General features: G+C 69.6%; 25 protein-coding genes. 19 read left to right on the top strand and 6 right to left on the bottom strand.

Going from position 1 to position 24,529, the window contains the following annotated elements:
- The first annotated feature begins 3 nt into the window (after positions 1-3).
- From murA to ACQG07_RS01525, 4 genes are read left to right on the top strand one after another with little or no spacing between them, the layout of a single operon-like run.
- A complete protein-coding gene (gene murA, locus ACQG07_RS01540) occupies positions 4-1,374 on the top strand; it encodes a UDP-N-acetylglucosamine 1-carboxyvinyltransferase (protein WP_064296294.1) in 1,371 nt (456 codons plus the stop codon).
- Between the two features lie 6 nt (positions 1,375-1,380).
- The gene (locus ACQG07_RS01535; RefSeq protein ID WP_426736962.1) at positions 1,381-2,121 is read left to right on the top strand and encodes a lysophospholipid acyltransferase family protein; all 741 of its coding nucleotides are present in this window, start codon (positions 1,381-1,383) and stop codon (positions 2,119-2,121) included.
- Positions 2,111-3,250 carry an NAD(P)H-dependent glycerol-3-phosphate dehydrogenase gene (locus tag ACQG07_RS01530; protein ID WP_426736960.1) on the top strand — a complete coding sequence of 380 codons (1,140 nt, stop codon included), beginning with the start codon at positions 2,111-2,113 and terminating at the stop codon, positions 3,248-3,250. The genes ACQG07_RS01535 and ACQG07_RS01530 overlap by 11 nt, the downstream gene beginning before the upstream one ends.
- The gene (locus ACQG07_RS01525; RefSeq protein ID WP_192005136.1) at positions 3,153-4,244 is read left to right on the top strand and encodes a D-alanine--D-alanine ligase family protein; all 1,092 of its coding nucleotides are present in this window, start codon (positions 3,153-3,155) and stop codon (positions 4,242-4,244) included. Before ACQG07_RS01530 ends, ACQG07_RS01525 begins: the two co-directional genes overlap by 98 nt.
- Positions 4,245-4,264: 20 nt before the next feature.
- Here ACQG07_RS01525 and ACQG07_RS01520 read toward each other — a convergent pair whose 3' ends face one another.
- The gene (locus tag ACQG07_RS01520; protein ID WP_426736959.1) at positions 4,265-4,756 is read right to left on the bottom strand and encodes a DUF3515 family protein; all 492 of its coding nucleotides are present in this window, start codon (positions 4,754-4,756) and stop codon (positions 4,265-4,267) included.
- A 25-nt stretch (positions 4,757-4,781) separates the two neighbouring features.
- On the opposite strand from ACQG07_RS01520, the gene thiL reads away from it, so the two are divergent.
- Complete coding sequence (gene thiL, locus ACQG07_RS01515; RefSeq protein ID WP_274499732.1) at positions 4,782-5,798, top strand: thiamine-phosphate kinase; 1,017 nt, start codon at positions 4,782-4,784, stop codon at positions 5,796-5,798.
- Between the two features lie 64 nt (positions 5,799-5,862).
- On the opposite strand, the gene ACQG07_RS01510 is transcribed toward thiL, so the two are convergent.
- A complete protein-coding gene (locus ACQG07_RS01510; protein WP_192005133.1) occupies positions 5,863-6,435 on the bottom strand; it encodes an RsmD family RNA methyltransferase in 573 nt (190 codons plus the stop codon).
- 71 nt (positions 6,436-6,506) lie between these two features.
- On the opposite strand from ACQG07_RS01510, the gene ACQG07_RS01505 reads away from it, so the two are divergent.
- The 6 genes from ACQG07_RS01505 (at position 6,507) to mutM (ending at position 11,657) form a co-directional block, all read left to right on the top strand.
- Complete coding sequence (locus ACQG07_RS01505; RefSeq protein WP_426736958.1) at positions 6,507-8,675, top strand: ATP-dependent DNA helicase RecG; 2,169 nt, start codon at positions 6,507-6,509, stop codon at positions 8,673-8,675.
- A 19-nt stretch (positions 8,676-8,694) separates the two neighbouring features.
- On the top strand, positions 8,695-9,177 hold the full coding sequence (gene coaD, locus ACQG07_RS01500; protein WP_064296302.1) for a pantetheine-phosphate adenylyltransferase: 483 nt from the start codon (positions 8,695-8,697) through the stop codon (positions 9,175-9,177).
- Positions 9,178-9,288: 111 nt separating this feature from the next.
- Complete coding sequence (locus ACQG07_RS01495) at positions 9,289-9,801, top strand: YceD family protein (RefSeq protein ID WP_079706272.1); 513 nt, start codon at positions 9,289-9,291, stop codon at positions 9,799-9,801.
- Between the two features lie 3 nt (positions 9,802-9,804).
- Positions 9,805-10,014: a 50S ribosomal protein L32 gene (gene rpmF / locus ACQG07_RS01490; RefSeq protein ID WP_056006932.1), complete on the top strand. Its 210-nt coding sequence runs from the start codon at positions 9,805-9,807 to the stop codon at positions 10,012-10,014.
- 91 nt (positions 10,015-10,105) lie between these two features.
- Positions 10,106-10,783 (top strand): ribonuclease III, encoded by a 678-nt coding sequence (rnc, locus tag ACQG07_RS01485; RefSeq protein WP_426736957.1) that lies wholly within the window; start codon positions 10,106-10,108, stop codon positions 10,781-10,783.
- Complete coding sequence (gene mutM, locus ACQG07_RS01480; protein ID WP_079705643.1) at positions 10,767-11,657, top strand: bifunctional DNA-formamidopyrimidine glycosylase/DNA-(apurinic or apyrimidinic site) lyase; 891 nt, start codon at positions 10,767-10,769, stop codon at positions 11,655-11,657. Before rnc ends, mutM begins: the two co-directional genes overlap by 17 nt.
- A 3-nt stretch (positions 11,658-11,660) precedes the next feature.
- Here mutM and ACQG07_RS01475 read toward each other — a convergent pair whose 3' ends face one another.
- Positions 11,661-12,743, bottom strand: a complete 1,083-nt coding sequence (locus tag ACQG07_RS01475) for an N-acetyltransferase family protein (RefSeq protein WP_426736955.1) — start codon at positions 12,741-12,743, stop codon at positions 11,661-11,663.
- Between the two features lie 149 nt (positions 12,744-12,892).
- Between ACQG07_RS01475 and ACQG07_RS01470 the strand changes: the two genes are divergently transcribed.
- From ACQG07_RS01470 to ACQG07_RS01460, 3 genes are read left to right on the top strand one after another with little or no spacing between them, the layout of a single operon-like run.
- Positions 12,893-16,564 (top strand): chromosome segregation SMC family protein, encoded by a 3,672-nt coding sequence (locus ACQG07_RS01470; RefSeq protein ID WP_426736954.1) that lies wholly within the window; start codon positions 12,893-12,895, stop codon positions 16,562-16,564.
- Between the two features lie 54 nt (positions 16,565-16,618).
- On the top strand, positions 16,619-17,497 hold the full coding sequence (ftsY, locus tag ACQG07_RS01465; protein ID WP_064296361.1) for a signal recognition particle-docking protein FtsY: 879 nt from the start codon (positions 16,619-16,621) through the stop codon (positions 17,495-17,497).
- Positions 17,497-17,997 carry a DUF2004 domain-containing protein gene (locus tag ACQG07_RS01460; protein WP_079705645.1) on the top strand — a complete coding sequence of 167 codons (501 nt, stop codon included), beginning with the start codon at positions 17,497-17,499 and terminating at the stop codon, positions 17,995-17,997. Before ftsY ends, ACQG07_RS01460 begins: the two co-directional genes overlap by 1 nt.
- Positions 17,998-18,021: 24 nt before the next feature.
- On the opposite strand, the gene lipA is transcribed toward ACQG07_RS01460, so the two are convergent.
- The gene (gene lipA / locus ACQG07_RS01455) at positions 18,022-19,038 is read right to left on the bottom strand and encodes a lipoyl synthase (RefSeq protein ID WP_064296306.1); all 1,017 of its coding nucleotides are present in this window, start codon (positions 19,036-19,038) and stop codon (positions 18,022-18,024) included.
- Positions 19,035-19,709: a lipoyl(octanoyl) transferase LipB gene (gene lipB / locus ACQG07_RS01450; RefSeq protein ID WP_192005128.1), complete on the bottom strand. Its 675-nt coding sequence runs from the start codon at positions 19,707-19,709 to the stop codon at positions 19,035-19,037. Before lipB ends, lipA begins: the two co-directional genes overlap by 4 nt.
- Positions 19,710-19,812: 103 nt before the next feature.
- Between lipB and ffh the strand changes: the two genes are divergently transcribed.
- Positions 19,813-21,366, top strand: coding sequence for a signal recognition particle protein (ffh, locus tag ACQG07_RS01445; protein WP_064296308.1), 1,554 nt, complete (start codon positions 19,813-19,815; stop codon positions 21,364-21,366).
- Positions 21,367-21,382: 16 nt separating this feature from the next.
- Entirely contained in the window at positions 21,383-21,763 is a 381-nt protein-coding gene (locus ACQG07_RS01440; protein WP_079705647.1) for an META domain-containing protein, read from the top strand.
- Positions 21,764-21,773: 10 nt separating this feature from the next.
- On the opposite strand, the gene ACQG07_RS01435 is transcribed toward ACQG07_RS01440, so the two are convergent.
- A complete protein-coding gene (locus ACQG07_RS01435) occupies positions 21,774-22,916 on the bottom strand; it encodes a glutamate--cysteine ligase (protein WP_064296310.1) in 1,143 nt (380 codons plus the stop codon).
- Positions 22,917-23,167: 251 nt separating this feature from the next.
- Here ACQG07_RS01435 and rpsP point away from each other — a divergent pair, with 251 nt between their 5' ends.
- From rpsP to rimM, 3 genes are read left to right on the top strand one after another with little or no spacing between them, the layout of a single operon-like run.
- Complete coding sequence (rpsP, locus tag ACQG07_RS01430; RefSeq protein WP_064296311.1) at positions 23,168-23,593, top strand: 30S ribosomal protein S16; 426 nt, start codon at positions 23,168-23,170, stop codon at positions 23,591-23,593.
- Between the two features lie 2 nt (positions 23,594-23,595).
- Positions 23,596-23,847 carry an RNA-binding protein gene (locus ACQG07_RS01425; protein WP_064296312.1) on the top strand — a complete coding sequence of 84 codons (252 nt, stop codon included), beginning with the start codon at positions 23,596-23,598 and terminating at the stop codon, positions 23,845-23,847.
- The gene (rimM, locus tag ACQG07_RS01420; RefSeq protein WP_236555410.1) at positions 23,848-24,495 is read left to right on the top strand and encodes a ribosome maturation factor RimM; all 648 of its coding nucleotides are present in this window, start codon (positions 23,848-23,850) and stop codon (positions 24,493-24,495) included.
- Positions 24,496-24,529: the final 34 nt, after the last annotated feature.

Below are 24,529 nucleotides of genomic sequence, written 5' to 3'. Positions count from 1 at the left end.
GGTTTGAATTCACTCGTCCAGGCGTCACAGGCGGCAGGCTCGTCGGTCGGACTCGATGTCGACCGCATCACGATCAACGGCGGTATCCCGCTCAGAGGCCGCATCGAGGTCAAGGGTGCCAAGAACCTCGTGACCAAGGCGATGGTCGCGTCGCTGCTCGGCGAGAACGTCAGCGTCCTGCGCAACGTGCCGAACATCAGCGACGTCCGAGTCGTCCGTTCCCTGCTCGAGATCCACGGCGTGGACGTGACGGAGGGCGAGAACCCGAACGAGCTCCGCCTCGACCCGACCAACGTCGAGTCCGCCCACATGGAGGAGATCGACGCACACGCCGGCTTCTCCCGGATCCCGATCCTGTTCTGCGGGCCGCTGCTCCACCGCCTCGGGGCGGCGTTCATCCCCGACCTCGGAGGCTGCCGCATCGGCGACCGCCCCATCGACTTCCACCTCGACGCGCTCCGCAAGTTCGGCGCGGTCGTGGAGAAGCTCCCGCAGGGCATCCGTCTCTCGGCCCCGAACGGTCTCCACGGGACGACGGTGCATCTCCCGTACCCGAGCGTCGGCGCCACGGAGCAGGTCCTGCTCACGGCGGTCCGCGCCAAGGGCACCACGGAGCTCAAGGGTGCGGCGATCGAGCCGGAGATCATGGATCTCATCGCCGTCCTCCAGAAGATGGGAGCGATCATCTCCTACGAGCCGAACCGCGTGATCCTCATCGAGGGCGTGGACAAGCTCGAGGGGTACGACCACACGGCCATCGGCGACCGCAACGAGGCAGCGAGCTGGGCGTCGGCCGCGCTCGCGACCGACGGCGACGTCTTCGTCGGCGGCGCGAAGCAGCAGGACATGATGACGTTCCTCAACATCTTCCGCAAGGCCGGTGGTGGGTTCGACATCACCGACGACGGCATCCGGTTCTACCGCAAGGAGGAGCTGAAGCCCGTGGTCATCGAGACCGACGTGCACCCCGGCTTCATGACGGACTGGCAGCAGCCCCTCATCGTCGCGCTGACGCAGGCGACGGGCGAGTCGATCGTCCACGAGACCGTCTACGAGAACCGCTTCGGCTTCACGGACGCGCTCAACACCATGGGCGCGAACATCGTCGTGCACCCCAACGGGCTGTCGGGTACGCCTCGTCGGGTGCCGCGGCGCAACCTCGAGCAGGCCGCCGTGATCAACGGCCCGACGCCGTTGCACGGTGCCGACATCGAGGTACCCGACCTCCGCGGTGGCTTCAGCCACCTCATCGCGGCGCTCACCGCCGAGGGCAAGTCGACGGTCAGCAACGTCGGCATCATCAGCCGTGGGTACGAGAACTTCATCGTGAAGCTCCAGCAGCTCGGTGCTGACTTCGTCCTCGAAACGAAGTAGTCCGCCGTGGGGGTGGAACGGTCGAGGCCGTCGATCTACTGGTTGCTGTCGTCGATCGCGATCCCGCCGTTCAGTGCTCTCGTCAAGCTCCGCGTCCGGCACGGCGAACGCCTGCCGCAGGAGGGGCCGTTCATCCTGTCGCCCAACCACGACAGCGAGTTCGACCCGCTGATCATGGGCGTGGCCGTCTGGCGGCTCGGGCGACAGCCTCGCTTCATGGCGAAGGGCAGTCTCTTCAAGGTCCCGGTGGTCGGGTGGTTGTTGCGGAAGTCCGGACAGATCCCCGTCGAGCGCGAGGGCTCCGCCCGTGGGATGGACCCCGTCAGCGCCGCAGCGCACCTGACCGAACGCGGGCAGGGTGTCGTCGTGTACCCGGAGGGCTCGCTCACCCGCGACCCGGGCCTGTGGCCGATGCGCGGGCGAACCGGCGCGGTCCGGATCGCCCTCACGCACGGCCTGCCGATCATCCCCGCCGCGCACTGGGGCACGCAGGAGGTCATGCCGCGGTACGGCAAACTGCGGGTGTTCCCGTTGCGGAAGCGCGTCGAGGTCGCCATCGGCGAGCCGGTGGACCTCTCGGCCTTCGCCGGGCGGCCGCTAGACTCGAAGACGCTGAACGAGGCGACCGAGGTCGTCATGCAGGCCATCACCGCCCTCTGCGAGGAACTGCGCGGTGCCCAAGCTCCCTCTGAGCGTTGGGATCCCTCGAAACACCAGCAGAAGGAGACAGGCCGCTTTGAGTCCTAGGAACGTTCCGCAACCACCGGCCGCCACGAGGGTCGCCGTGCTCGGAGCGGGCAGCTGGGGCACGACGTTCGGCAAGATCCTCGCGGACGGTGGCTCCGACGTGGTCATGTGGGCCAGACGGCCCGAGCTCGCTCGCGAGATCACCGAGGCCAAGCGCAACAGTGACTACCTGCCCGGCATCAATCTGCCGATGAGGATGACGGCGACCGCGAGCATGGTCGACGCCGTGCGCGGTGCCTCGGTCGTGTTCCTGTCGGTCCCGAGCCAGTCGTTGCGCGACAACCTCATCGCGCTCCGCCCGCACCTCGAGGACGGCAGCATCGTCGTCTCGCTCATGAAGGGCGTCGAGCGGCGCAGCGGATCCCGGATGAGCGAGGTCATCCGCGAAACCCTCGACATCGACCCGTCCCGCATCGCCGTCGCCTCCGGCCCCAACCTCGCGCTCGAGATCGCCCGCGAGCAGCCGACGGCCGCCGTGATCTCCTCGGAGAGCCTCGAGACGGCGCAGACGGTCGCGCTCCTCGCCCGGAACCGGTACTTCCGCAGCTTCGTGAACACCGACGTCATCGGTACCGAGTTCGGCGGTGTGCTCAAGAACCTCATCGCCGTCGCGATCGGCATCGTCGACGGCGTCGGCTACGGCGAGAACACGAAGGCCTCCATCATCACCCGCGGGCTGGTCGAGATGACCGACTTCGCGGTGGCCCACGGCGCGCAGCCGGAGACCCTCTCAGGCCTGGCCGGGCTCGGCGACCTCATCGCGACGTGCCAGTCGCCGCTGTCCCGCAACAACACGGCGGGGCGTCTGCTCGGCCAGGGGTATCAGTTCGACGACGTCGTCAAACAGATGCAGCAGACCGCGGAGGGGCTCGCGTCCGTGGCGCCGGTGCTCGAGCTGGCCAAGGCGAAGGGGGTCGCGATGCCCATCGTCGAACAGGTCAAGCAGGTGCTCGACGGCACGCTCGACCCGAAGGACATCGCACCGCACCTCACGACCGACGACGACGAACCCCAGGGGGAGAGAAGCAACGATGACGCACAAGACCGGAGTGGTGGTGCTCTTTGGAGGCCGTTCAAGCGAGCACTCGATCAGCTGCGCAACGGCGGGCGGCGTCCTCGCCGCGATTGACCGCGAACGGTACGACGTCTACCCGGTCGGGATCGCCCACGACGGCTCGTACGTCCTCGAGGTCGACGACCCGAGCCGGTACGCGCTCGACCCCGCGCACTTGCCGGAGGTCGACCCCTCGCGGCCGGCCGTGCGCTGGCCTGAGCGCGTCGGCAGCCGTGAGCTGACCGTGGTCGGGGAGGACGGCGTCCCGTTCACCCTCGGTCCCATCGACATCGTCTTCCCGATCCTCCACGGTCGGTTCGGCGAGGACGGCACCGTGCAGGGCATGCTCGAGCTCGTCGACCTCCCGTACGTCGGCTCCGGCGTCCTCGCGTCCTCCCTCGGCATGGACAAGCACTTCACGAAGACGGTGCTCCAGGCCGCCGGGATCGCCGTCGCGCCGTGGGTGCGGTTCACCGCCCACGAGTGGGCCACGGCACCCGAGGAGGTGCTCGCATCGCTCGGATCGCTCGGGTCACCGGCGTTCGTGAAGCCGGCGCGAGCCGGTTCGAGCGTCGGCGTGTCGAAGGTGTCGACGCCGGACGCGTTCCGTGCGGCGATCGAACTGGCCCTCGCCGAGGACTCGACCGTGCTCGTCGAGACCGGTCTGGTGGGCCGAGAGGTCGAATGTGCGGTCCTCGAGTCCCTCCCCGGCGAGGCACCTCGGGTCTCGGTGGCCGGCGAGGTCGTCGTGACCGGACGCGACTTCTACGATTTCGAGGCGAAATACCTCGACGCACCCGGTATCGAGCTCGTCTGCCCCGCCGACCTTCGTCCCGAGCAGTTGTCGGAGATGCAGGACCTCTCGCGTCGGGCGTTCGAGGCGTTGGGCTGCGCGGGGCTCGCCCGGGTCGACTTCTTCCTGACCGCGGACGGCTTCGTCGTCAACGAGGTCAACACCATGCCGGGGTTCACTCCGATCTCGATGTTCCCGAGCTGCTGGTTGGCCTCGGGGCTCAGCTACCCCGAGCTCATCACCGAGCTGATCGAGGTCGCGCGCGCCCGCTCCTGAATGCAGCGGCGCCGGAACGGTCAGCCGTCGGTGGGGATCGGGAGGTCGGCGTCGCCGAGGGCGGTGCACTTCCCGGTGACGGGGAGCACGGACACGGCAGGCGCCAGATCGGCCAGGACGGTGCTGCTGGCGACGGCGTCGCCGTCGAGCACGATCTCGACCGCGGGCGTGCGCCCGAAGGTGGTGAACCGGTAGTTCGGCGCGTCGGCGTCGTCGATGATCCAGTCGACCCCGTTCACCGACTGGCACTGCTGCGTGGTCGGGCCGGGGATCGCGACGCCGCAGTGCAGGAGGACCGTCGCGGGATCGCCCCAGGCGCCCGTGGCCTGGGCGTCGGTCCCTCGCTCGGGAAGTTCGGCGACGACGTCGGGCAGACGCACCGTGACCTCAGCGCACTGCGGGTTGTTCGCATCGGCGGCGGGTTCGAGCGCGACGGCGGGCGCGCAGCCGGCGAGGCCCAGGGTTGCGGCTGCGGCGAGGGCGGTGGCGAGGAGCACACGAATCGGGGACATCGCCCACCAGGCTACCGTTGATCCCATGAACGAGTCTGGGAGCGCGTCCGACGATCACGGAACGGTCGGGCCCTGTGTCGGGGACCTCGCCGAGGGGGAGCTACTCGAGCGCATCTTCCCTCGCCTGCCGCACGCCGACGCCGAACTCCTCGGGCCGGGTGACGATGCCGCGGTGGTCCTGGCGCCCGACGGTCGGTTCGTCGTCACGACGGACACGATGATCCATGGGCCGGACTTCCGGCTGGCGTGGTCGAGCGCCCACGACCTGGGGTGGAAGGCAGCGGCCAGCAACCTGGCGGACGTCGCGGCGATGGGGGCGCGTCCGACGGCACTCGTCGTCGCACTCGCCATGCCCAAGCACCTGCCGGTCGCCGTGCTCGACGGGTTCGCAGACGGACTGCGCGACGCCTGTGCCGAGCTCGCGCCCGGCTGCGGTGTCGTCGGCGGCGATCTGGCCGTGTCCGACGTCTTCATGATCGCGGTGACGGCGTTCGGCGACCTGGAGGGTCGTGCCCCCATCCGACGTGACGGAGCGCGACCCGGCGACGTGGTCGCGGTCGCGGGGGAGTTGGGTTCGGCTGCGGCAGGCCTGCGACTCCTCTTCTCACGTGGGGTCGACGCCGACGGCGTGCCCTCGGCCGAGGCAGCGGCCGGCCTGCGACGCGATCACCGGGTCGAGGTGGAGGCACAACTCGCACCACGGCCACCGATCGCCGCCGGTGTCGTCGCCGCCGTCGCCGGTGCCACGGCGATGCTCGACCTGTCGGACGGGCTCGCGCTCGACGCCGGTCGCCTCGCGCGGGCGAGTGGGGTCGCGATCGACCTCCGGGCCGAGGACCTGGGTGCCGACGTGGCGCTCGCCCTCGCCGGCGGCGAGGACCACTCCCTCCTGGCGACGTTCCCGGCCGCCACCACGATCCCCGCCGGCTTCCGGACCATCGGCACGGCCCGGACCGGTGCCGGGGTCCTCGTCGACGGTGTGGCCTACGACGGTCGCGCCGGTTGGGACCCCTACCGCGACTGGGACGACGCGTCCGGTTGAGCGGTGTGGCCGGCCGCCGTGGCGCGAAGACCCTGCGGAGACGCGGTGACGGTGAAGCGGTGGCTCAGACCGGCGTGATCCACCAGACGACGGTCTCGCCGTAGGTGCTCTTCCGCAGGACCTCGAGCGCTGGGGGAAGGGTCGGTTCGGGCGAGCGGGAGCTCCGCTCGACGAGCACGAGCCCGTCGTCGGTGACCAGACCGACGAGCGCGGCGAGGTTGGCCGTGAGCTCCGCCTCGGGGAGGTCGTACGGGGGATCGATGAAGACGAGGTCGGACGGGACCGTCGCCCCGGACAGGTAGGCGCCGACCGACTTGGCGTGCACCGTGATGCGTGGTGCCGCACCGCGAGGTGCTGCCGAGGTCACGATCTTCGCGTTGTCGCGACACAGCTTCGCCGCCTCCGACCCTCGGTCGACGAGGGTGACGACCGCGGCACCCCGGCTGGCGCACTCGAGTCCCAGCGACCCCGACCCTGCGTACAGGTCGAGCACCTCGGCGCCGGCGATGACATCGCGGGCCTCCAGCGCGGAGAAGAGTGCCTCGCGGACGCGATCGCTCGTCGGTCGTGTACCGCTGCCCGGAACCCGGATCGTGCGTGATCCGGCGAAACCCGAGATGATCCTGATACCGGCCATGGTCCCATCCTCGCAGGCTGCGCGAAGCCGAGCGAACCGCGGTGTCCGAGGTCCCGAATAGAATCGACGGCATGACGGGGATCGAGCTGGGCACGAAGCTCGGCGGTGTCCTCGGCGGCCGGACCGCGACGGCACTCCAGAAGGCGTTCGGCGTGGAGACCGTCGGCGACCTCCTCGAGCACTACCCGCGTCGCTATGCGAAGCGCGGCGAGCTGACGGTCATCGGCCAGCTGCCACTCGGCGAGGACGTGACGATCGTCGCCGACGTCCTCGAGGTCCGCGACCGCCAGATGAAGCAACGCAAGGGCTCCATCCTCGAGGTCGTCATCTCCGACGGTCAGGGTCGACTCAACCTCACCTTCTTCAACCAGCCCTGGCGGGCGAACGAACTCCGGCCGGGCTTGCGTGGCATCTTCGCGGGCAAGGTCGGCGACTACCGCGGCAGCTATCAGCTCGCGCACCCGCAATATCAGCTCTTCCCCGACGACGCCGATGCACCCGCGCTCGCGGACGCCCAGGCGAAGGCGTGGTCGGAGGCGCCCATCCCGATCTACCCGGCGACGAGCACGATCACGAGCTGGAACCTCAAGCAGTCCGTGGAGCTGGTGCTCGACGCCCTGCCGCCGCAGGAGGACCCCGTCCCGCGGTCGGTCCGGGCGGCGAGGGGTGAACTCTCCTTCGACGCCGCCATCCGTGCGGTCCACCGCCCGACGGTCGACCGCGACTGGCAGCGCGGTCGCCGCAGCCTGCGGTACCAGGAGGCGTACCTCCTCCAGACGGCCCTGCTCCAGCAGCGCGCGGCCACCCGTGCCCTGGCGGCCGAGCCCCGCGTGCCGAAAGCCGGCGGCTACCTCGAGCGCCTCGATGCCGCGCTCCCGTTCGAGCTGACCGGCGACCAGCAGACGGTCGGCACGGAGATCGCGGCCGACCTCGCGCAGCCCAATCCGATGAACCGGCTCGTCCAGGGCGAGGTCGGTTCGGGCAAGACGCTCGTCGCCCTCCGGGCCATGGCGGCCGTCGCCGACAGCGGGGGACAGTCGGTGCTACTGGCGCCCACCGAGGTCCTCGCGGCGCAGCACCTGCGGTCGATCGTCCGTTCGCTCGGCCCCGATCTCTCGGCCGAGCTCATGCCGACGCTGCTCACCGGCCAGCTGCCGACGTCCGATCGCAAACGGGCGCTGCTGCGGATCGTCGCCGGCCAGGCCCGGATCGTGATCGGGACGCACGCGCTGCTGGGCGACGCCGTGACCTTCGCCGATCTGGGGATGGTCGTCGTCGACGAACAGCACCGCTTCGGCGTGGAGCAGCGCGACCAGCTCCGTCAGAAGGGACGCACACCGCCGCACGTCCTCGTGCTGACCGCGACGCCGATCCCACGGACCGTCGCCATGACCGTCTTCGGCGACCTCGACGTCAGCATCATCAAGGAGCTGCCACGCGGGCGGCAGGGGATCGAGAGCTTCGTGGTCGCCCTGGCCGATCACCCGCGGTGGATCTCCCGCGTCTGGGAGCGCCTCGCCGAGGAACTCGCGCAGGGGCGGCAGGGGTTCGTGGTGTGCCCGGCGATCGACGCCAAGGAGGTCGAGCCCGGTGAGGAACTCGAGGAGGACGCCGACCCGGCGCGCCCGATCGCGTCCGTGCTCACCACGGTGGAGCAGCTGCGTACCCACCCGCTGCTCGCGTCCCGACGCATCGACGTCCTCCACGGCCGGATGAGCGCGGAGGAGAAGGACCGGACGATGCGGGCCTTCGCCGCCGGTGAGATCGACGTGCTCGTGGCGACGACGGTCATCGAGGTGGGCGTCGACGTCCCGAACGCCTCGACGATGGTCGTGCTCGACGCGGAGCGCTTCGGGGTGTCGCAGCTCCACCAGCTCCGCGGACGCGTCGGCCGAGGCGGCGTCCCGGGGCTGTGTCTGCTCGTCACCGCGGCGGAGGCGGAGAGCACCGCACGCGAGCGCGTCGACGCGGTGGCCGCGACGCTCGACGGCTTCGACCTGGCGCAGGTCGACCTCGAGCTGCGGCGCGAGGGCGACGTCCTCGGCAGCATGCAGTCGGGCGGGCGGTCCTCGCTCAAGCTGCTCCGGGTCGTGCACGACAGCGAGGTCATCATCGCGGCGCGGGCGGATGCCGCCGAGCTCCTCGACACCGATCCCGACCTCGCCGACCACCCGGTGCTGGCCGAAGCGCTCCGCCGACGCCTCGACGAATCCGACCGCGCCGCGCTCGCCAAGAACTGAGCACCGATAGGCTGGCGGCATGAAGCGGATCGCCGTCGTCCCCGGATCGTTCGACCCAGTCACCCTCGGTCACCTGGATGTCATCGAGCGGGCGGCGCGCATCTTCGACGAACTGCACGTGCTGGTCGTGCACAACCCCGACAAGTCCGCGCTGCTGCCGATGCCGCAGCGGGTGTCCTTGCTCGAGCGCTCCATCGCCGACGGCGGGTTGCCCGACAACATCGTCGTCGCGCAGTGGAACGTCGGCCTGCTCGTCGACTACTGCACGGACGTCGGCGCGAGCGTGCTCGTGAAGGGCATCCGCTCGCAGGTCGACGTCGCGTACGAGACGCCCATGGCCATCATGAACCGCAGCCTCGCCGGCGTGGAGACGGTCTTCCTCCTGCCTGATCCCGCGCACGCGCACGTCTCGAGTTCACTCGTCCGGCAGGTGGCCGCACTCGGTGGCGATGTCAGCCCGTACGTCCCGCAGGTGGTGGCGACCTTCCTCCAGGAGGGCTAGGGCGTCCTCCCGGTCGGGTTCGGCGTAGAATCGTCGATCGTGACTAGGAAGAGAACGAACAATTCGCCGTTCAGCGTCAACGTGCGCGATCTGGTGAACCGTCCCGGGGAGATGCGCGAGCACGACCTCGAGGTGGTGCTCGCCGAGCGCTGGGGCGAGGGTCTGGTCGCCGTCCAGGAGGGCACGACGCTCTCCGAGCAGGTGCGTCTCGAGTCCGTTCACGAGGGGATCCTCGTGACCGTCGACGTCGACGCACTGGCGACCGGCGAGTGCGGACGCTGCCTCCGCGACATCGAACTGCCTGTCGAAGTCGAGATTCAGGAACTTTTCGCGTATCCTAATTCGGAAGCGTCTGACTTCGAGGTTCACGACGACCACGTGGATCTTGAACCTCTGGTCAGAGATGCGGTAGTTCTCGCATTACCGTTTCAGCCGGTGTGCCAGCCGGATTGCCCCGGACTCGACCCCGAGACCGGTGAGCGGCTGGCCGAACGTCCGGAACGACACCCTCACGACGTCGCAGATCCTCGCTGGTCTGCGCTCGCGGGCTTGTCCTCAGACTCCGTACTTGACACAGACGCCAGTAGCGCCCAGCGCGCCGCTGCAGACACAGAAGAGAGATAGATCATGGCTGGAAACCCCCCGAAGCGGAAGGTCTCGCGCTCGAACACCCGCTCGCGTCGCTCGCAGTGGAAGGCCGCCGTGCCGACGCTCGTGAAGACGGTGGAGAACGGCCGCGTCACGTACAGCCTGCCGCACCGCGCCAAGGTCGTCGAGGACTCGCAGGGCACCGCCCTGTACCTCGAGTACAAGGGCCGCAAGGTCGCAGACGTCTGATCCGCGCGTTGAACGTCCGCGTTCGAACAGCGTGAACACGAATCATTCCGACCACACCGGAATCGGCTCCGCATCGGAGACCGATCCCGGTGTGGTCGTTTTCGCACGGAAACTGGGTGTCGACGTCTCGTACGAGCTGCTCGACTTGGCGCTGACGCACCGCTCGTACGCGTACGAGCACGGTGGACTCCCGCACAACGAGCGCCTCGAGTTCCTCGGCGACTCGATCCTCGGGCAGGCCGTCACCGTCATGCTCTACCGCGACTTCCCGCACCTCGACGAAGGGCAGCTGGCGAAGCGTCGGGCGAGCCTCGTCTCGACGATCGCGCTCGCCGAGGTCGCGCGTTCGATCGGTCTGGGCGAGCGGATCAAGCTCGGCAAGGGCGAGGACCAGACCGGAGGCCGCGACAAGGCGTCCATCCTGGCCGACACGATGGAGGCCGTCATCGGCGCGACGTACCTGTCGGCCGGACCTGACGCCGCGACGGCACTCGTCCTGCGCCTGGTGAACCCCCTCCTCGAGAACCCTGAGCGCTTCGGCGCGGCGATGGACCCGAAGACGAGCCTCCAGGAGGCCGCCGCGGCCATCGGTGCGCCGGCGCCCGTCTACGAGATCGCCAGCTCCGGCCCCGACCACAACCGACGGTTCGTCGCGACGGTCACCGTGGGCACCGCGGTCACGGCGACGGGCTCCGGCACGAGCAAGAAGCACGCCGAGATGGCGGCGGCCCTGGAAGCCTGGTCGAGGATCAGTGCCGGAACTCCCTGAGGTCGAGGTCGTCCGCGCCGGCTTGGAGCCCGCCGTCAGCGGGGCGACGATCGCCGGCGTCGAGGTCTTCGACGAACGCTCCCTGCGCCGCCACGCGAGTGGTGTCGCCGACTTCACGGCACGGCTGACGGGGCGGACCATCCGATCTGCCGTCCGACGCGGGAAGTTCCTCTGGTTCCCCCTCGACGACGATGAGGCGATCGTCGGTCACCTGGGCATGAGCGGGCAGATGCTGCTCCGGTCACCTGGCGATGACGCCGACCGACTCCTGCGCATCCGCTTGCAGCTGGAGCATCCCGAGCACGGCGAGCTCTGGCTGCACTTCGTGGACCAGCGGATCTTCGGCTCCATGGCGGTGACCGCGCTCGTCCCGACGACGGACGGAGCCGCAGGTGGGTTCGGCGACGAGGTCGCGATGGTGCCCGACCAGGTCGCGCACATCGCCCGCGACCCGATGGACCCGGCCTTCGACGACGCCGGCTTCCTCCGACGACTGCGCGAGAAACGCACCGGTGTGAAGCGGGCGCTCCTCGATCAGACCCTGGTCAGCGGGATCGGCAACATCTACGCGGACGAGTCTCTCTGGGCGGCGCGCATCCACCCCGAGCAGGAGACCGCCCGTCTCGGGCTCGGACGCGCCGGCCGGCTGCTCGAGGAGGTCCGTGCCGTGCTCGCCAAGGCCCTGGCCGAGGGCGGGACGAGCTTCGACGCCCAGTACGTGAACGTCAACGGTCAGGCGGGGTACTTCGCCCACAGCCTGAACGCCTACGGACGGCAGGGCAAACCGTGCGCGCGCTGCGGCACGCTCATCGTCCGCGAGCAGTTCATGAACCGGGGCTCGCACCGCTGTCCCGTGTGCCAGCGCCGCACCTGACGATCAGTCGCTGCGGGGGAGTCGGCGCTGCCACTCTCCGGAATAGCCGACGATGCGGAACCCGAGTCGGTCGTTGATCGCGAGCATGTGCGCGTTCTCGTCGGCGTTCCAGGTGTAGATCCGGGACCGCTCGGGTGCCTGATCGGCGAGTGCGAGGAGGTTCGCCGCTTTCATCCAGAGTCCGAGGCCGTGTCCCCGGTGGTAGGCGAGCACGAGCGTGTCCCACTGCTCCGCGTGTTCCTTGCCCTCGCCGAGGACGAGCTCGCTGTACCCGGCGACCGTGCCGCTGTCGCGGTGGACGGCGGCGACGACGATCGCGTGGTCGCCAGACGCCGCCAGCTGTGCCTCGCGGGCGCGGACCCGCTCGGGCGTCCAGACCTCGGGGTCGAGTTCCAGATCGGCGGCCGGGATGTCCGTCGCCATGTGTTCGCGGGCCGTGGCGAGTGATCCGAGCAGCTCGTCGGGGGTGCGGTCCACCCAGTGCACGAGGCGGTACTCGTGTCCGGCTCGGGCGGTCGACGTCGCGACGATGTCCGGCAGCTCCCCGAGCGTCGTGGCGAGGTCGCAGCGGTTGGTCCGCTCGACCTGGGCGAGGGCGTATCCACGATCGAGCATGAACCGGCTGGCCGCGGCGTTCGCGGGGATCGCCCGATCGCCGACGCTCGCACCGAGGAGCGGTTCGCCGGCCGGGATGTCGTCGACGGCGTGCTGGGTGAAGGCGGTCACCGTCGGGCGGCCGGCCGCGAGGGCCCGTCGCTCCAGCTCCGACAGGAGCGCTGTGCCGATCCCTTGACGACGCGCGTCGGGGAGGACGCCGACGTCCAGGGAGGCCGTCGCCGCGTCGGCTTCGGTGCCGTACCCGAGCCAGCCGCGACCGACCACACGGCCGTCGAGGACGGCGGCGAGCAGGACGCGTCGCTGGAACCGCTGGTCGCGGTAATCGGGCAGGGTCATGGCGGAGGTCAGAGCGAAGTCGTCGGTGGACCAGATCTCCGCTTCGAGCGTGTTCGCGACCTCCTGGACCGTGTCGAACACGGCTGAGCTCCCGGACGCCGGGATCTCGACCTCGTCGATCGTGACGCGCATCGTCGGCTCCCTCCCACACCAGACCGTCCTGGGTGATGCGGTCCATGGTACGACCGCCCCGGCGGGCCGGCACAGCGTGGTGTCCCTCGTCCGTCCGCGGATTCGCTACCGTAGTGCACAGCATCCGCGACGCGGGAGAGGAGGTGCGCGTGTACCTGAAGAGCCTGACGCTCAAAGGGTTCAAGTCCTTCGCGCACCCCACCACCTTCGCGTTCGAGCAGGGCGTCACCTGCGTCGTGGGTCCCAACGGCTCCGGCAAGTCGAACGTCGTCGACGCGCTCGCCTGGGTGATGGGCGAGCAGGGGGCGAAGACCCTCCGCGGCGGCAAGATGGAGGACGTCATCTTCGCCGGCACGTCGACCAGGGGCCCGCTCGGTCGAGCCGAGGTCACGCTCACCATCGACAACAGCGACGGCGCACTGCCCATCGAGTACACCGAGGTGACGATCAGCCGCACCCTGTTCCGCAACGGCGGGAGCGAGTACGCCATCAACGGCGACACGTGCCGGTTGCTCGACGTCCAGGAGCTCCTGAGCGACTCCGGTCTGGGCCGCGAGATGCACGTCATCGTCGGACAGGGGCAGCTCGACGCGGTGCTGCGGGCGACGCCCGAGGAGCGCCGCGGTTTCATCGAGGAAGCGGCCGGCATCCTGAAGCACCGCCGACGCAAGGAGAAGACGCTCCGGAAGCTCGAGGCGATGCAGACCAACCTCACGCGGTTGAGCGACCTCGCCGGGGAGATCCGTCGGCAGCTGAAGCCGCTCGGCCGTCAGGCGGAGATCGCCCGGGAGGCGCAGACGATCGCCGCGGTCGTCCGCGACGCCCGCGCTCGGATCCTCGCGGACGACGTCGTGGGCCTCCGGCGTTCCCTCGACGAGCACAACCGGTCGGAGAGCGAGCGCCACAGCGAGCGCCTCGTCCTCCAGGAGCAGCTGGAACAGGCGGAACTGCGGATCAACCGGATCGAGCAGGCGCAACTCGGCGACGCGGTCGACGACGCCCGCCGGATCACCTTTGAACTCGAGAGCGTGCAGGAGCGCCTCCGGAACCTGTACACGCTCGCCAATCAGCGGCTCGCGCTCCTCGGTTCGTCGACGGACACGACGGCCGCCGAACCGCGGATCACGAAGCAGATGGTCGCCGACGCGACCGCGGAGATCGACGGACTGCGGGTGGCGGTCGCCGACGCGGAGCGCGCGTTGCAGGAGGCGCAGACGGACACCCGCGCGAAGCGCGCCGCACTCGACGCGGTGGACGTCGAGATCGCAGCGCAGAGCGCGCTCGTGTCACGACACGACCTGGAGCTCTCCAAGCTCGCGGGCGCCGTCGACGCCGCCGGGTCCAAACTCGCCGCGGTCCGTGGCGAGGCGTTGCGCCAGCAGAACGCGATCGACGCCGCTGCCCTCCGTCTGGACGCCGCGCGGCTGGAGTACGAGGCGCTCGAGGACGACCCGACCGTGGCGGACGCCGCCGACTCCGGACTCGACGACGCCTACGAGGCGGCCCAGCGCGGCGCGGCGGAGGCCGAGGGGGAGATCGAGGGCCTGCGCGAGCAGCTCCACACCCTCGAACGTGAACGCGATTCGCTCGGCGCCAAGACCAGTGCACTCTCGCGCGCCCTCGACCTCAAGACCGGCTCGGCCGAACTCGCATCGAGCGGTCTCGACGGGATCGACGGGATCGTCGCGGACCGGGTGCAGGTCCGACCCGGCCACGAGTCGGCTGTGGCCGCAGCGCTCGGCACGCTCGCGGAGGCCGCCGTCGCCGTCGACCGGCACGCCGCCCGGCGGGCGCTCGATCACGCGGCCGACCAGGATCTCGGCCGGGTCGAGATCGTCATCGCCGACGGTGCGCGAGACGTCCCCGACGTGCCCGCCGGGTTCACCTCGGCTGCCGAGCTGGTGGAGGCCCCTCCTGGCGTGCTGGGGATCCTCGCCTCGGTCCTCGTCGTCGACTCGCTCGACGACGCGATCGCGGCGTACGACCGACTCGGCTCGTCGCTCAGCGCGTTCACCCTCGTGACCCGTGACGGCGCGGTCGTCACGGACAGCATCGTCCGCGGGGGGAGCGGCGGAGCGCAGAGCCGCATCGAACTGCTGGCCGAACGTGATGCGGCAGCCGATCGACACGGCGAGGTCGAGTCGCTCATCGAACGGGCGCGCTTCGCACTGGCTGAGCAGCGCACGATCCTGCAGGAGGCGAAGCAGACCGCGCAGGCTGCGCTCAGCGCCCTCCGCGAGTTCGACGCCAACCGTGCCTCACAGGCCGAGCGCGTGAACCGGGTCACGGTCCGATACGAATCCGCGCAGGCCGAACACGACCGCCTGCTCGCCGCTGCCGGTACGGCGGAGGCGGCCGTCGCCGACGCCGCTGCCGCCGTGGAGCGGGCCAAGCTGGACCACGACACCGCTCGCGCGCGTCCACGACCGCTCCTCGACGTCTCGGCACGCGATGGGCTCTCCGCCGAACTGGACGCGGCGCGCGAGGCCGAAGTGCAGCACCGCCTCCTCCTCGAGACCGCGCGCGAACGCGTGCGGGCTGAGGAGCTCGCGGTCGCGAACCTCGAGCGGCAGCGGCAGGCCGACCAGGCGGCAGCGGAGGAAGCGGCTCGGCGTGCCGTCATCCGTGCGCGCCAGGCCGCGGCCGCCACCGCCGTGACGGAGGCGCTCCCGCCCGTCCTCGACTCGGTCGACCGGTCGGTCACCGAGGCCCGCGTCGCGCTCGCGGCAGCCGAGGCGACGCGGTCCAGCCGGAACGCCGAGCTCGTGCGACTGCGCGGCGAGGAGCACACGCTCCGGCAGCGGCTGCAGGTCGTCACCGAGAGCGTCCACGGCCTCGAACTCCAGATCTACGAGAAGAAGCTCCACTTGTCCGGTCTGCTCGAGCGAGCCGGGTCGGAGCTGGGGCTCGTCGAGGACGTGCTCGTCGCCGAGTACGGGCCCGAGGTTCCGGTGCCCGTCGACCCTCCGACACCCCGCGCGACCGCCCGCTCGGCTGTGCGAACGGCCGACGACACCGGTCCGGAGGTCTCACCCGAGACGACGACGCCCGACTCGGACGAGGCGCCCGAGGCGCTTGCCGACGGTTCCGTGACGCCGGACGTCGAGCCGGAGGAGGAACCCGCCGAGGAGTCGGACGACGTGCCGACGACGCCCTACGTCCGCGCCGAGCAGCAGAAGCGCCTCGCCGCGGCGGAGCGCACCTACGCTCAACTCGGCCGGGTCAACCCGCTCGCGCTCGAGGAGTTCGCCGCTCTCGAACAGCGTCACCGATTCCTCACCGAACAGCTCGCCGACCTCACCAGCACCCGGGCCGACCTGCTGTCGATCATCGAGGACATCGACGGGAAGATGGAGGTCATCTTCGCCTCGGCGTTCGCCGACACCGAAGCCGCCTTCACCGAGGTGTTCCCGATCCTGTTCCCGGGCGGCACGGGCAGCATCTCGCTCACCGACCCCGAGCACATGCTCACCACGGGCATCGAGGTGTCGGTCAAGCCCGCCGGCAAGAAGATCGAACGCCTGTCGCTCCTGTCGGGCGGGGAGCGCTCGCTCGCCGCGGTCGCCCTGCTCATCGCCATCTTCAAAGCCCGACCGAGCCCGTTCTACATCATGGACGAGGTGGAGGCGGCCCTGGACGACGCCAACCTCGGGCGGCTCCTCACCATCTTCGAGGACCTCCGTCAGACGAGCCAGCTCATCGTCATCACGCACCAGAAGCGCACCATGGAGATCGCCGACGCCCTCTACGGCGTCTCGATGCGCCAGGACGGGGTGTCGGCCGTCGTCGGTCAGCGCGTGGCAGCGGAACGCGCGAGCTGATCCGGTCTCGTCCCCTCGCGACGGGACCGCGTCGCCGACGGCTACGCTGAGACCATGGCTGCACGCACACCCTGGTCACTCTCCGGTGCCCTCAAAGGCATGTTCCAACGTCCGACGATCGACGAGACCACCTGGGAGGACCTCGAGGACGCGCTCATCGGCGCCGACTTCGGCCCCGACGTCACCGAGTCGATCGTCACGGGCCTGCACGCCTCCGTCGACCGCTACCGGACCACCGACCCGCGTGATCTCCAGCGCATGCTGCGCGAGGAGGTCGAGGAGCGGCTGTCGAAGTTCGACACGACGCTGAAGCTCAGCGAGCGTCCGGCGGTCGTCCTCGTCGTCGGCGTCAACGGGGTCGGCAAGACGACCACCATCGGCAAGTTCGCGAAGTTCCTCCGCAACTACGACCGCACCGTCGTCGTGGGCGCCGCGGACACCTTCCGTGCCGCTGCCGTCGAGCAGCTGGCGACGTGGGCGGAGCGCGCGGGCGCGCAGATCGTCCGCCCCCAGCAGCAGGGGCAGGACCCGGCCTCCGTCGCCTTCCAGACGATCGAGTACGCCAAGCAGACCGGCACCGAGATCGTCATCATCGACACCGCCGGTCGGTTGCAGACGAAGGGCGGGCTCATGGACGAGCTGTCCAAGATCCGCCGCGTCGTCGAGAAGCAGGCGCCCATCGCCGAGGTCCTCCTCGTGCTCGACGCGACGACCGGTCAGAACGGTCTGTCGCAGGCGCAGGCGTTCATCGAGCACGCCGGGGTGACCGGACTCGTCCTGACGAAGCTCGACGGCTCCGCGAAGGGCGGGTTCGTCCTCGCCGTGCAGGAGAAGACCGGCATCCCGATCAAGCTCGTCGGCCAGGGCGAGGGCATCGGCGACCTCACCGGCTTCACGCCGCACGTCTTCGCACAGAACCTGGTGGGCAGCTGATGGCGATCGAACACGACTACTTCGGCATCATCGCGACCGAGCCTGGTGGTGGCGTCTACTGGTCCGACAACATCGACGTCGGGGAGCAGTCCGTGTCCATCTCGTTGAGCGCCCCCGACGAGGACGACATCCCGGCCGATGCTCTCGACCTGGCGGCCGCGATGATCCTCGCCCTGGAGGGCTTCGACCTGCGCTCGCGTGAGGCGATGCTGAGCGAGGTCGACGACCGCACCTCCGAGGTGACCGAGTACATCATCCAAGCCGTCGAGGAGCTGGGGGAGTCCCTGCCGGACGTCCTGGTCGACGAGTCCGGAGACCGCGACGTCGACGTCATCCGGTCGATGACGCTGCTGAGCGTCGGGTTCGCGCCGCATCAGCACAACGGCGACGAGGCGTTCGCGATCTTCGAGTACTCGCTCGACGCGGACCAGCTCGACGGCGTGCTCATGGTCGCGTACACCTCCGACGGCGAGGTCACCGGGGTCACGAGCGAGGACTGACCCCGTCAGGTCGAGGCGCCGGCCTCAGACCGCCTGGGCGAAGCCGAGTGAGGCGTCTGCGAGGTGCTGCAGCCCCTCGGGGACCTCGCGGCCCTTCGCGGTCATCGACTGCGCCCAGAGGCGTCCGGCACGGTAGGACGATCTGACGAGCGGACCCGCGAGCACACCCAGGAACCCGATCTCCTCGGCCTCCTCCTTGATCTCAAGGAACTCCTGCGGCTTGACCCAGCGGTCCACGGGGAGGTGCCGAGGCGTCGGCCGGAGGTACTGGGTGACGGTGATGATGTCGGTGCCGGCCTCGTGCAGATCCTCGAGCGCCTGACTGATCTCGCTCCGGTCCTCGCCCATCCCGAGGATGAGGTTGGACTTCGTGATGAGGCCGGCGGCACGCGCCTGGGTCAGGACGTCGAGGGAGCGCTCGTAGCGGAAGGCGGGCCTGATCCGCTTGAAGATGCGTGGAACCGTCTCGACGTTGTGCGCGAACACCTCCGGTCGTGAGGCGAACACCTCGCCGAGGAGGTCGGGGTTGCCGGAGAAGTCGGTCGCGAGGATCTCGACCCCCGTCCCCGGGTTCGTCTCGTGGATGCGCCGGACGGTCTCGGCGTGCAGCCACGCCCCTTCGTCGGGGAGGTCGTCGCGCGCCACGCCGGTGACGGTCGCGTAGCGCAGCCGCATCCGCTGCACCGAGTCGGCCACCCGCCGTGGCTCGTCGCGGTCGTAGTCGGCCGGCTTGCCGGTGTCGATCTGGCAGAAGTCGCAGCGCCTCGTGCACTGCGACCCGCCGATGAGGAAGGTCGCCTCGCGGTCCTCCCAGCACTCGAAGATGTTCGGGCAGCCGGCTTCCTGGCAGACCGTGTGCAGGCCCTCCTCCTGCACGAGCGCCTGGAGCTGTCGGTACTCGGGTCCCATCGTCGCGCGGGTCTTGATCCAGTCGGGCTTCCGCTCGATGGGGGTCTGGGCGTTCCGGACCTCGAGCCGCAGGAGCTTCCGTCCGCCGGTGTCCGCCGCGGGAGCGGGTGCCGGAGCGCCGCAGCCGCTCATGCGGCCGCTCCGATCGTGGTCACGGACGCGGCCGTCCAGCCGGGCCGGAGTGCTTCGAAGATCTCGGAGACGCGCTCCGCGACGTCGCTGGGCGTGACCCGTCGACCGAGCTCGGCGCTGATCGTGGTGACCCCGGCATCGGCGATGCCGCACGCGACGATGTGGCCGAAGGGCTCGAGGGAGTTGTCGCAGTTGAGCGCGAAGCCGTGCAGCGTGACCCCGGCCTGCACCCGGACACCGACGGCGCCGATCTTCGCGGCAGGTCCGCCGGCGACCGGGTCGACCCAGACACCGGACCGTCCGTCGATGCGGCGGCCGATGACGCCGAGTTCCGTGATCGTCTGCAGCATGACCTCCTCGAGCAGTCGGACGTGGGCGACGACGTCGACCGGCTCCGGGAGGCGGACGATCGGGTAGCCGGTGAGCTGTCCGGGTCCGTGCCAGGTGATGCGGCCGCCGCGGTCGACCTCGACGACCGGTGTGCCGTCGTCGGGACGCTCGTGTGGGCGGGTCAGCTTGCCCGCCGTGTACACGGGCTCGTGTTCGCACAGGATGAGGTGCTCGGGCCCCTCACCGCTGACGACCGCCTCATGGACCCGACGCTGCAGCGCCCAACCCTCGCGGTACGGGACGAACGCGGGCGCGAGCCCGGCGATGAGGAGCTGTGTCATGGCCGCCACGATAGCATTGTTGGACGGCGTCCAAATACTCATCTTCGGACCATGGCGACGTTCGACCGGCTCGCGCCGCGGTCTGCCCTAAACTGGAGGGATCATGGCAACGTTCGGCACACTCTCTGACCGCCTCGCGGATACGTTCAAGAACCTCCGCACCAAGGGCAAGCTCTCCGCGGCCGATGTCGACGGCACCGTCCGCGAGATCCGTCGCGCCCTCCTCGACGCGGACGTCGCACTCGACGTCGTCAAGGACTTCACGGGTCGCGTGCGCGAACGTGCCCTCGGCGACGAGGTGAGCAAGGCGCTCAACCCGGCGCAGCAGGTCGTCCAGATCGTCAACGACGAGCTCGTCACGATCCTCGGCGGACAGCAGCGGCGTCTCGAGTTCGCGAAGAAGCCGCCGACCGTCATCATGCTCGCCGGGCTCCAGGGCGCCGGAAAGACGACACTCGCGGGCAAGCTCGCCAAGTGGCTCAAGAAGGACGGCCACACGCCGCTCCTCGTCGCGTCCGACCTCCAGCGCCCCAACGCCGTCAACCAGCTCCAGGTCGTCGGAGAGCAGGCGGGCGTCCCCGTCTACGCTCCCGAGCCCGGCAACGGGGTCGGCGACCCGGTCAAGGTCGCCCGCGACGGCGTCCGGTTCGCCGAGCAGAAGCTCTACGACACCGTCATCGTCGACACCGCCGGACGACTCGGCGTCGACGCCGAGCTCATGAAGCAGGCGTCGAACATCCGCAAGGCGGTCGATCCCGACGAGGTCCTCTTCGTCATCGACGCGATGATCGGTCAGGACGCGGTCGCGACGGCCAAGGCCTTCCTCGACGGCGTCGACTTCACCGGTGTGGTGCTCTCGAAGCTCGACGGCGACGCCCGCGGTGGTGCGGCACTCTCGATCGCCTCGGTCACCGGACGCCCCATCATGTTCGCGTCGACCGGTGAGGGTCTCGACGACTTCGAGCCGTTCCACCCCGACCGCATGGCGAGCCGGATCCTCGACCTCGGTGACATCCTCACCCTCATCGAGCAGGCGCAGCAGAACTTCGACGAGGAGGAGGCGCGCAAGGTCGCGGAGAAGTTCGCGACCGACTCCTTCACGCTCGACGACTTCCTCAAGCAGATGCAGCAGCTGCGCGGCATGGGTTCCATCAAGAAGATGATGGGCATGCTCCCCGGCATGGGGCAGATGAAGGAGCAGCTCCAGAACTTCGACGAGCGCGAGATCGTCCGCACCGAGGCCATCATCCAGTCGATGACCACGGCCGAGCGCACGAACCCGAAGATCCTCAACGGATCCCGGCGCCTGCGCATCGCCAAGGGTTCCGGCATGACCGTCACCGAGGTCAACGCCCTCGTCAACCGCTTCGAGCAGGCGGCCAAGATGATGAAGACCGTCGCCAAGGGTGGCGTGCCGAACATCCCCGGGATGGGTCCGGTCCCCGGTGCACGGACGAACCGACCGAAGCCGCAGGCCAAGAAGAAGGGTTCCCGCTCAGGCAACCCGGCCAAGCGCGCGGCGGAGAACGCCGGTGCCGTCGAGACGCAGGCTGCCGCTACGGGCGCTGGATTCGGCCTCGGCGGCGGTTCGTCGTCGGGATCGGCAGCCCCGACCGAGGCGGAGCTCGCCGAGCTGCAGAAGTTCCTGGGTCGCTGAGTCGAGCGGAGGTGGTATGCGCGCGCTGAGGACAGCGGCTTCGGTCGTCGCAGTCGTCCTGGCCGCGGGCATGCTCGCCGGGTGCTCCGCTCCGTCTCCGGGCGAACGCGTCCTGGGCACCTGGGGTGAGGGGACCGGCGCGGCCGACCCGCACCTGGTGTTCACCGACGACGGTCGCGTGAGTGGTTCGGACGGCTGCAACAGCCTCTCCGGCTCCTGGCGCGCCGAGGACGACGCGGTCGTCGTCTCCGACGTCGCGAGCACCCTGATGGCGTGTCCGGGCGTCGACACCTGGCTACGGGGGATCGCACAGGCGACGCTCTCGGACGACGGCGGGCGCCTGACCGTGACCGACGACGCCGGCACGCGGATCGGGACGCTCGACCGCGCTGAGTGACGCCGCCTCGTCAGGCGGAGGGCTGGACCCCGTGTCGCAGCTCCTTCGCGAGCGAGCTCACGACCGCCTGCAGGCTGCCGCCGTTCGCGTGGGCGACGGCGAGCTGTCGCTGGTAGCTCGCGCCGTGCTCGATGATCGTGGCGATGCTCGCCAGTTCGTCCGCACAGCCGAGCCGGCGAGCGACCGGCGCGAGGGTGTCGAGCAGGTCGTGCAGGTCGTCGGTCACGAGGCGCTCGTGGCCCGAGGAGTCGAGGATGATCTCGGCGTCCAGGCCGTACCGCGCCGCACGCCACTTGTTCTCGCGGACGTACCACGGCTGCAGGGTCTGCAGGCGCTCTCCGGCGTCGAGGCGGTCGGACAGGTGCTCGGTGAGGCAGTGGATGAGCGAGGCGAGGGCGCCGAACTCCGCGACGGTCGACGCTCCGTCGCACGCGCGCATCTCCACCGTGCCCCACTGCGGCGACGGTCGAACGTCCCAGCGGACCTCGGTGTGGTCCTCGATGATGCCGGTCACCGTCATGTCGTCGACGTAGGCCTCGAACTGCTCCCAGTCCGAGAGCTGGTAGGGGAGGCCCGCCGTCGGGAGCTGCTGGAACATGAGCGCGCGGTTCGACGCGTACCCGGTGTCGACCCCGCCCCAGTAGGGGCTGGACGCCGACAGCGCCTGGAGGTGGGGCAGATAGGTCAGCAGCCCGTTCATGATCGGGAGGACCTTGTCGACCGTCTCGACGCCGACGTGCGCGTGCACGCCCCAGATCATCATGTTGCGACCCCACCACTGGGTGCGGTCGATGAGCTTGTGGTAGCGGGGCTTGTCAGTGACCTGCTGGTCGTACCACTGGCCGAACGGGTGCGAACCGCTGCAGATGAGTTCGACGCCCATCGGATCCGTGATCGCCCGCACCTCGGCCAGCTGGCCTTCGAGGTCCGCGATCGCCTCGGGGACCGTGTGGTGCACACCCGAGACGAGTTCGACGGTGTTGAGCAGCAGCTCGTTGGTGATCTGCGGATGATCGGAACCGTCGCTCGGGCGGAGTTCCGACAGGACGGTGTCCGCTGCGCCGACGAGATCGCCGGTGTCGCGGTCGACGAGGGCGACCTCCCATTCGAGGCCGACGGTCGAACGCTCGGATCTGGCGAACTCGATGGGCATTGGCGTCGACCTCCCGCAGGGCGCGGCCGGATGCCGCGCGCCAGCCCATCTTCACACGGGGTGGAGGGGTCATCCGGTATCGGTGTCGCCGGATTACCCAGATCGCCCGATGTCTGGCAGAATAGAGAGTTGAGTCTGCGCGGAGTTCGACCCTCTATCCGACGCCCGCAGCAACCACAGTTTTCGCGTCGAGCGTGTGGCCCCACCTTTCGGCAGCGAGCACATCAAACATCACATCATTCAGGAGAATCGTGGCTGTCAAAATCCGTCTCAAGCGTCTCGGCAAGATCCGTGCGCCGTACTACCGCATCGTCGTCGCAGACTCGCGCACGAAGCGCGACGGTCGTGTCATCGAGGAGATCGGCAAGTACCACCCCACCGAGGAGCCCTCGTTCATCGAGGTCGACTCCGAGCGTGCGCAGTACTGGCTCAGCGTCGGCGCCCAGCCGACCGAGCAGGTCGCAGCACTTCTCAAGCTCACCGGTGACTGGGGCAAGTTCAAGGGCGACAAGGACGCCGTGAGCACCGTCCGCGTCAAGGAGCCGAAGGCCGCCTTCGTCGCCGACGAGAAGAAGAAGCCCGTCCTCAAGCCGAAGGCTGAGGCCCCCGCGGCCAAGGCTGCCCCGGCCGAGGCCGAGGCGCCCGCTGCCGACGCCGCTGAAGCAGAGCAGGCGTAGTCTTGCTCGCTCCCGCGCTCGAACATCTCGTCAAGGGGATCGTCGATCACCCGGATGACGTTCGCGTCACGGCACAGAACTCCGCCCGTGGCGAGGTCCTCGAGGTTCGTGTGAACCCCGAGGACCTCGGCCGGGTAATCGGTCGTGCCGGCCGGACGGCCAAAGCCCTGCGCACCCTCGTGGCAGCGCTGGCAGACGGTCGGCGGGTCCGAGTCGACGTGGTCGACACGGACGCCTCCGGCGCCAGCGCGTAGGTGGCGGACGAGACGGAGCCGAAGACCCAGTTGCGGGTCGGTCGGCTCACGAAAGCCCATGGCCTGAAGGGCGCCCTGAAGGTCGAGCTCTACACGGATGAGCCGGAGCACCGGTTCACCCCGGGCGCGACGTTCACGCTCCAGGTCCCCGCAGGATCGAAGTGGCGCGGCAAGACGCTCGAGCTCATCGAACTGCGCTGGTACAACAGCCAGCCGGTCGCCTTCTTCGTCGGCATCTCCGATCGCAGTGAGGCGGAGACCCTCGTGAAGGCGATCCTCTGGGTGGAGCAGGACCCCACCGAGCTACCGGTCGACGACGACGCGTGGTACGACCACCAGCTCGTCGGGTTGGCCGTGCACCGCGACGGCGTCGCCGTCGGTACCGTCGCTCGCGTCGACCACTTCCCGGCTCAGGACCTCCTGATCGTGAAGACCGGCGACGGCGAGGTCATGGTCCCGTTCGTGAAGGCGATCGTCCCCACGGTCGACATCGCTGCCGGGATCGTCACGGTCACGCCGCCAACCGGTTTGTTCGAGGAACTCCCGGAGGCCGACGACGCCCCCGAGACGACGACGGCCGGCCCAGCCGAATCCGAGGCCTCCGACGAGGCTCAGGACGACACCGGAGCGTCGCAGCCGGAGCAGTAGATCGCGTTCCGAGTCGGTTCTCCCGGCTCGGAAC

This window comes from Plantibacter sp. 2H11-2, from assembly GCF_050031945.1.
In the GTDB taxonomy this organism is placed as follows: domain Bacteria; phylum Actinomycetota; class Actinomycetes; order Actinomycetales; family Microbacteriaceae; genus Plantibacter; species Plantibacter auratus.
The sequence above is the reverse complement of the archived record's forward strand: the minus strand, read 5'-3'. Positions and strand labels throughout refer to the sequence as shown.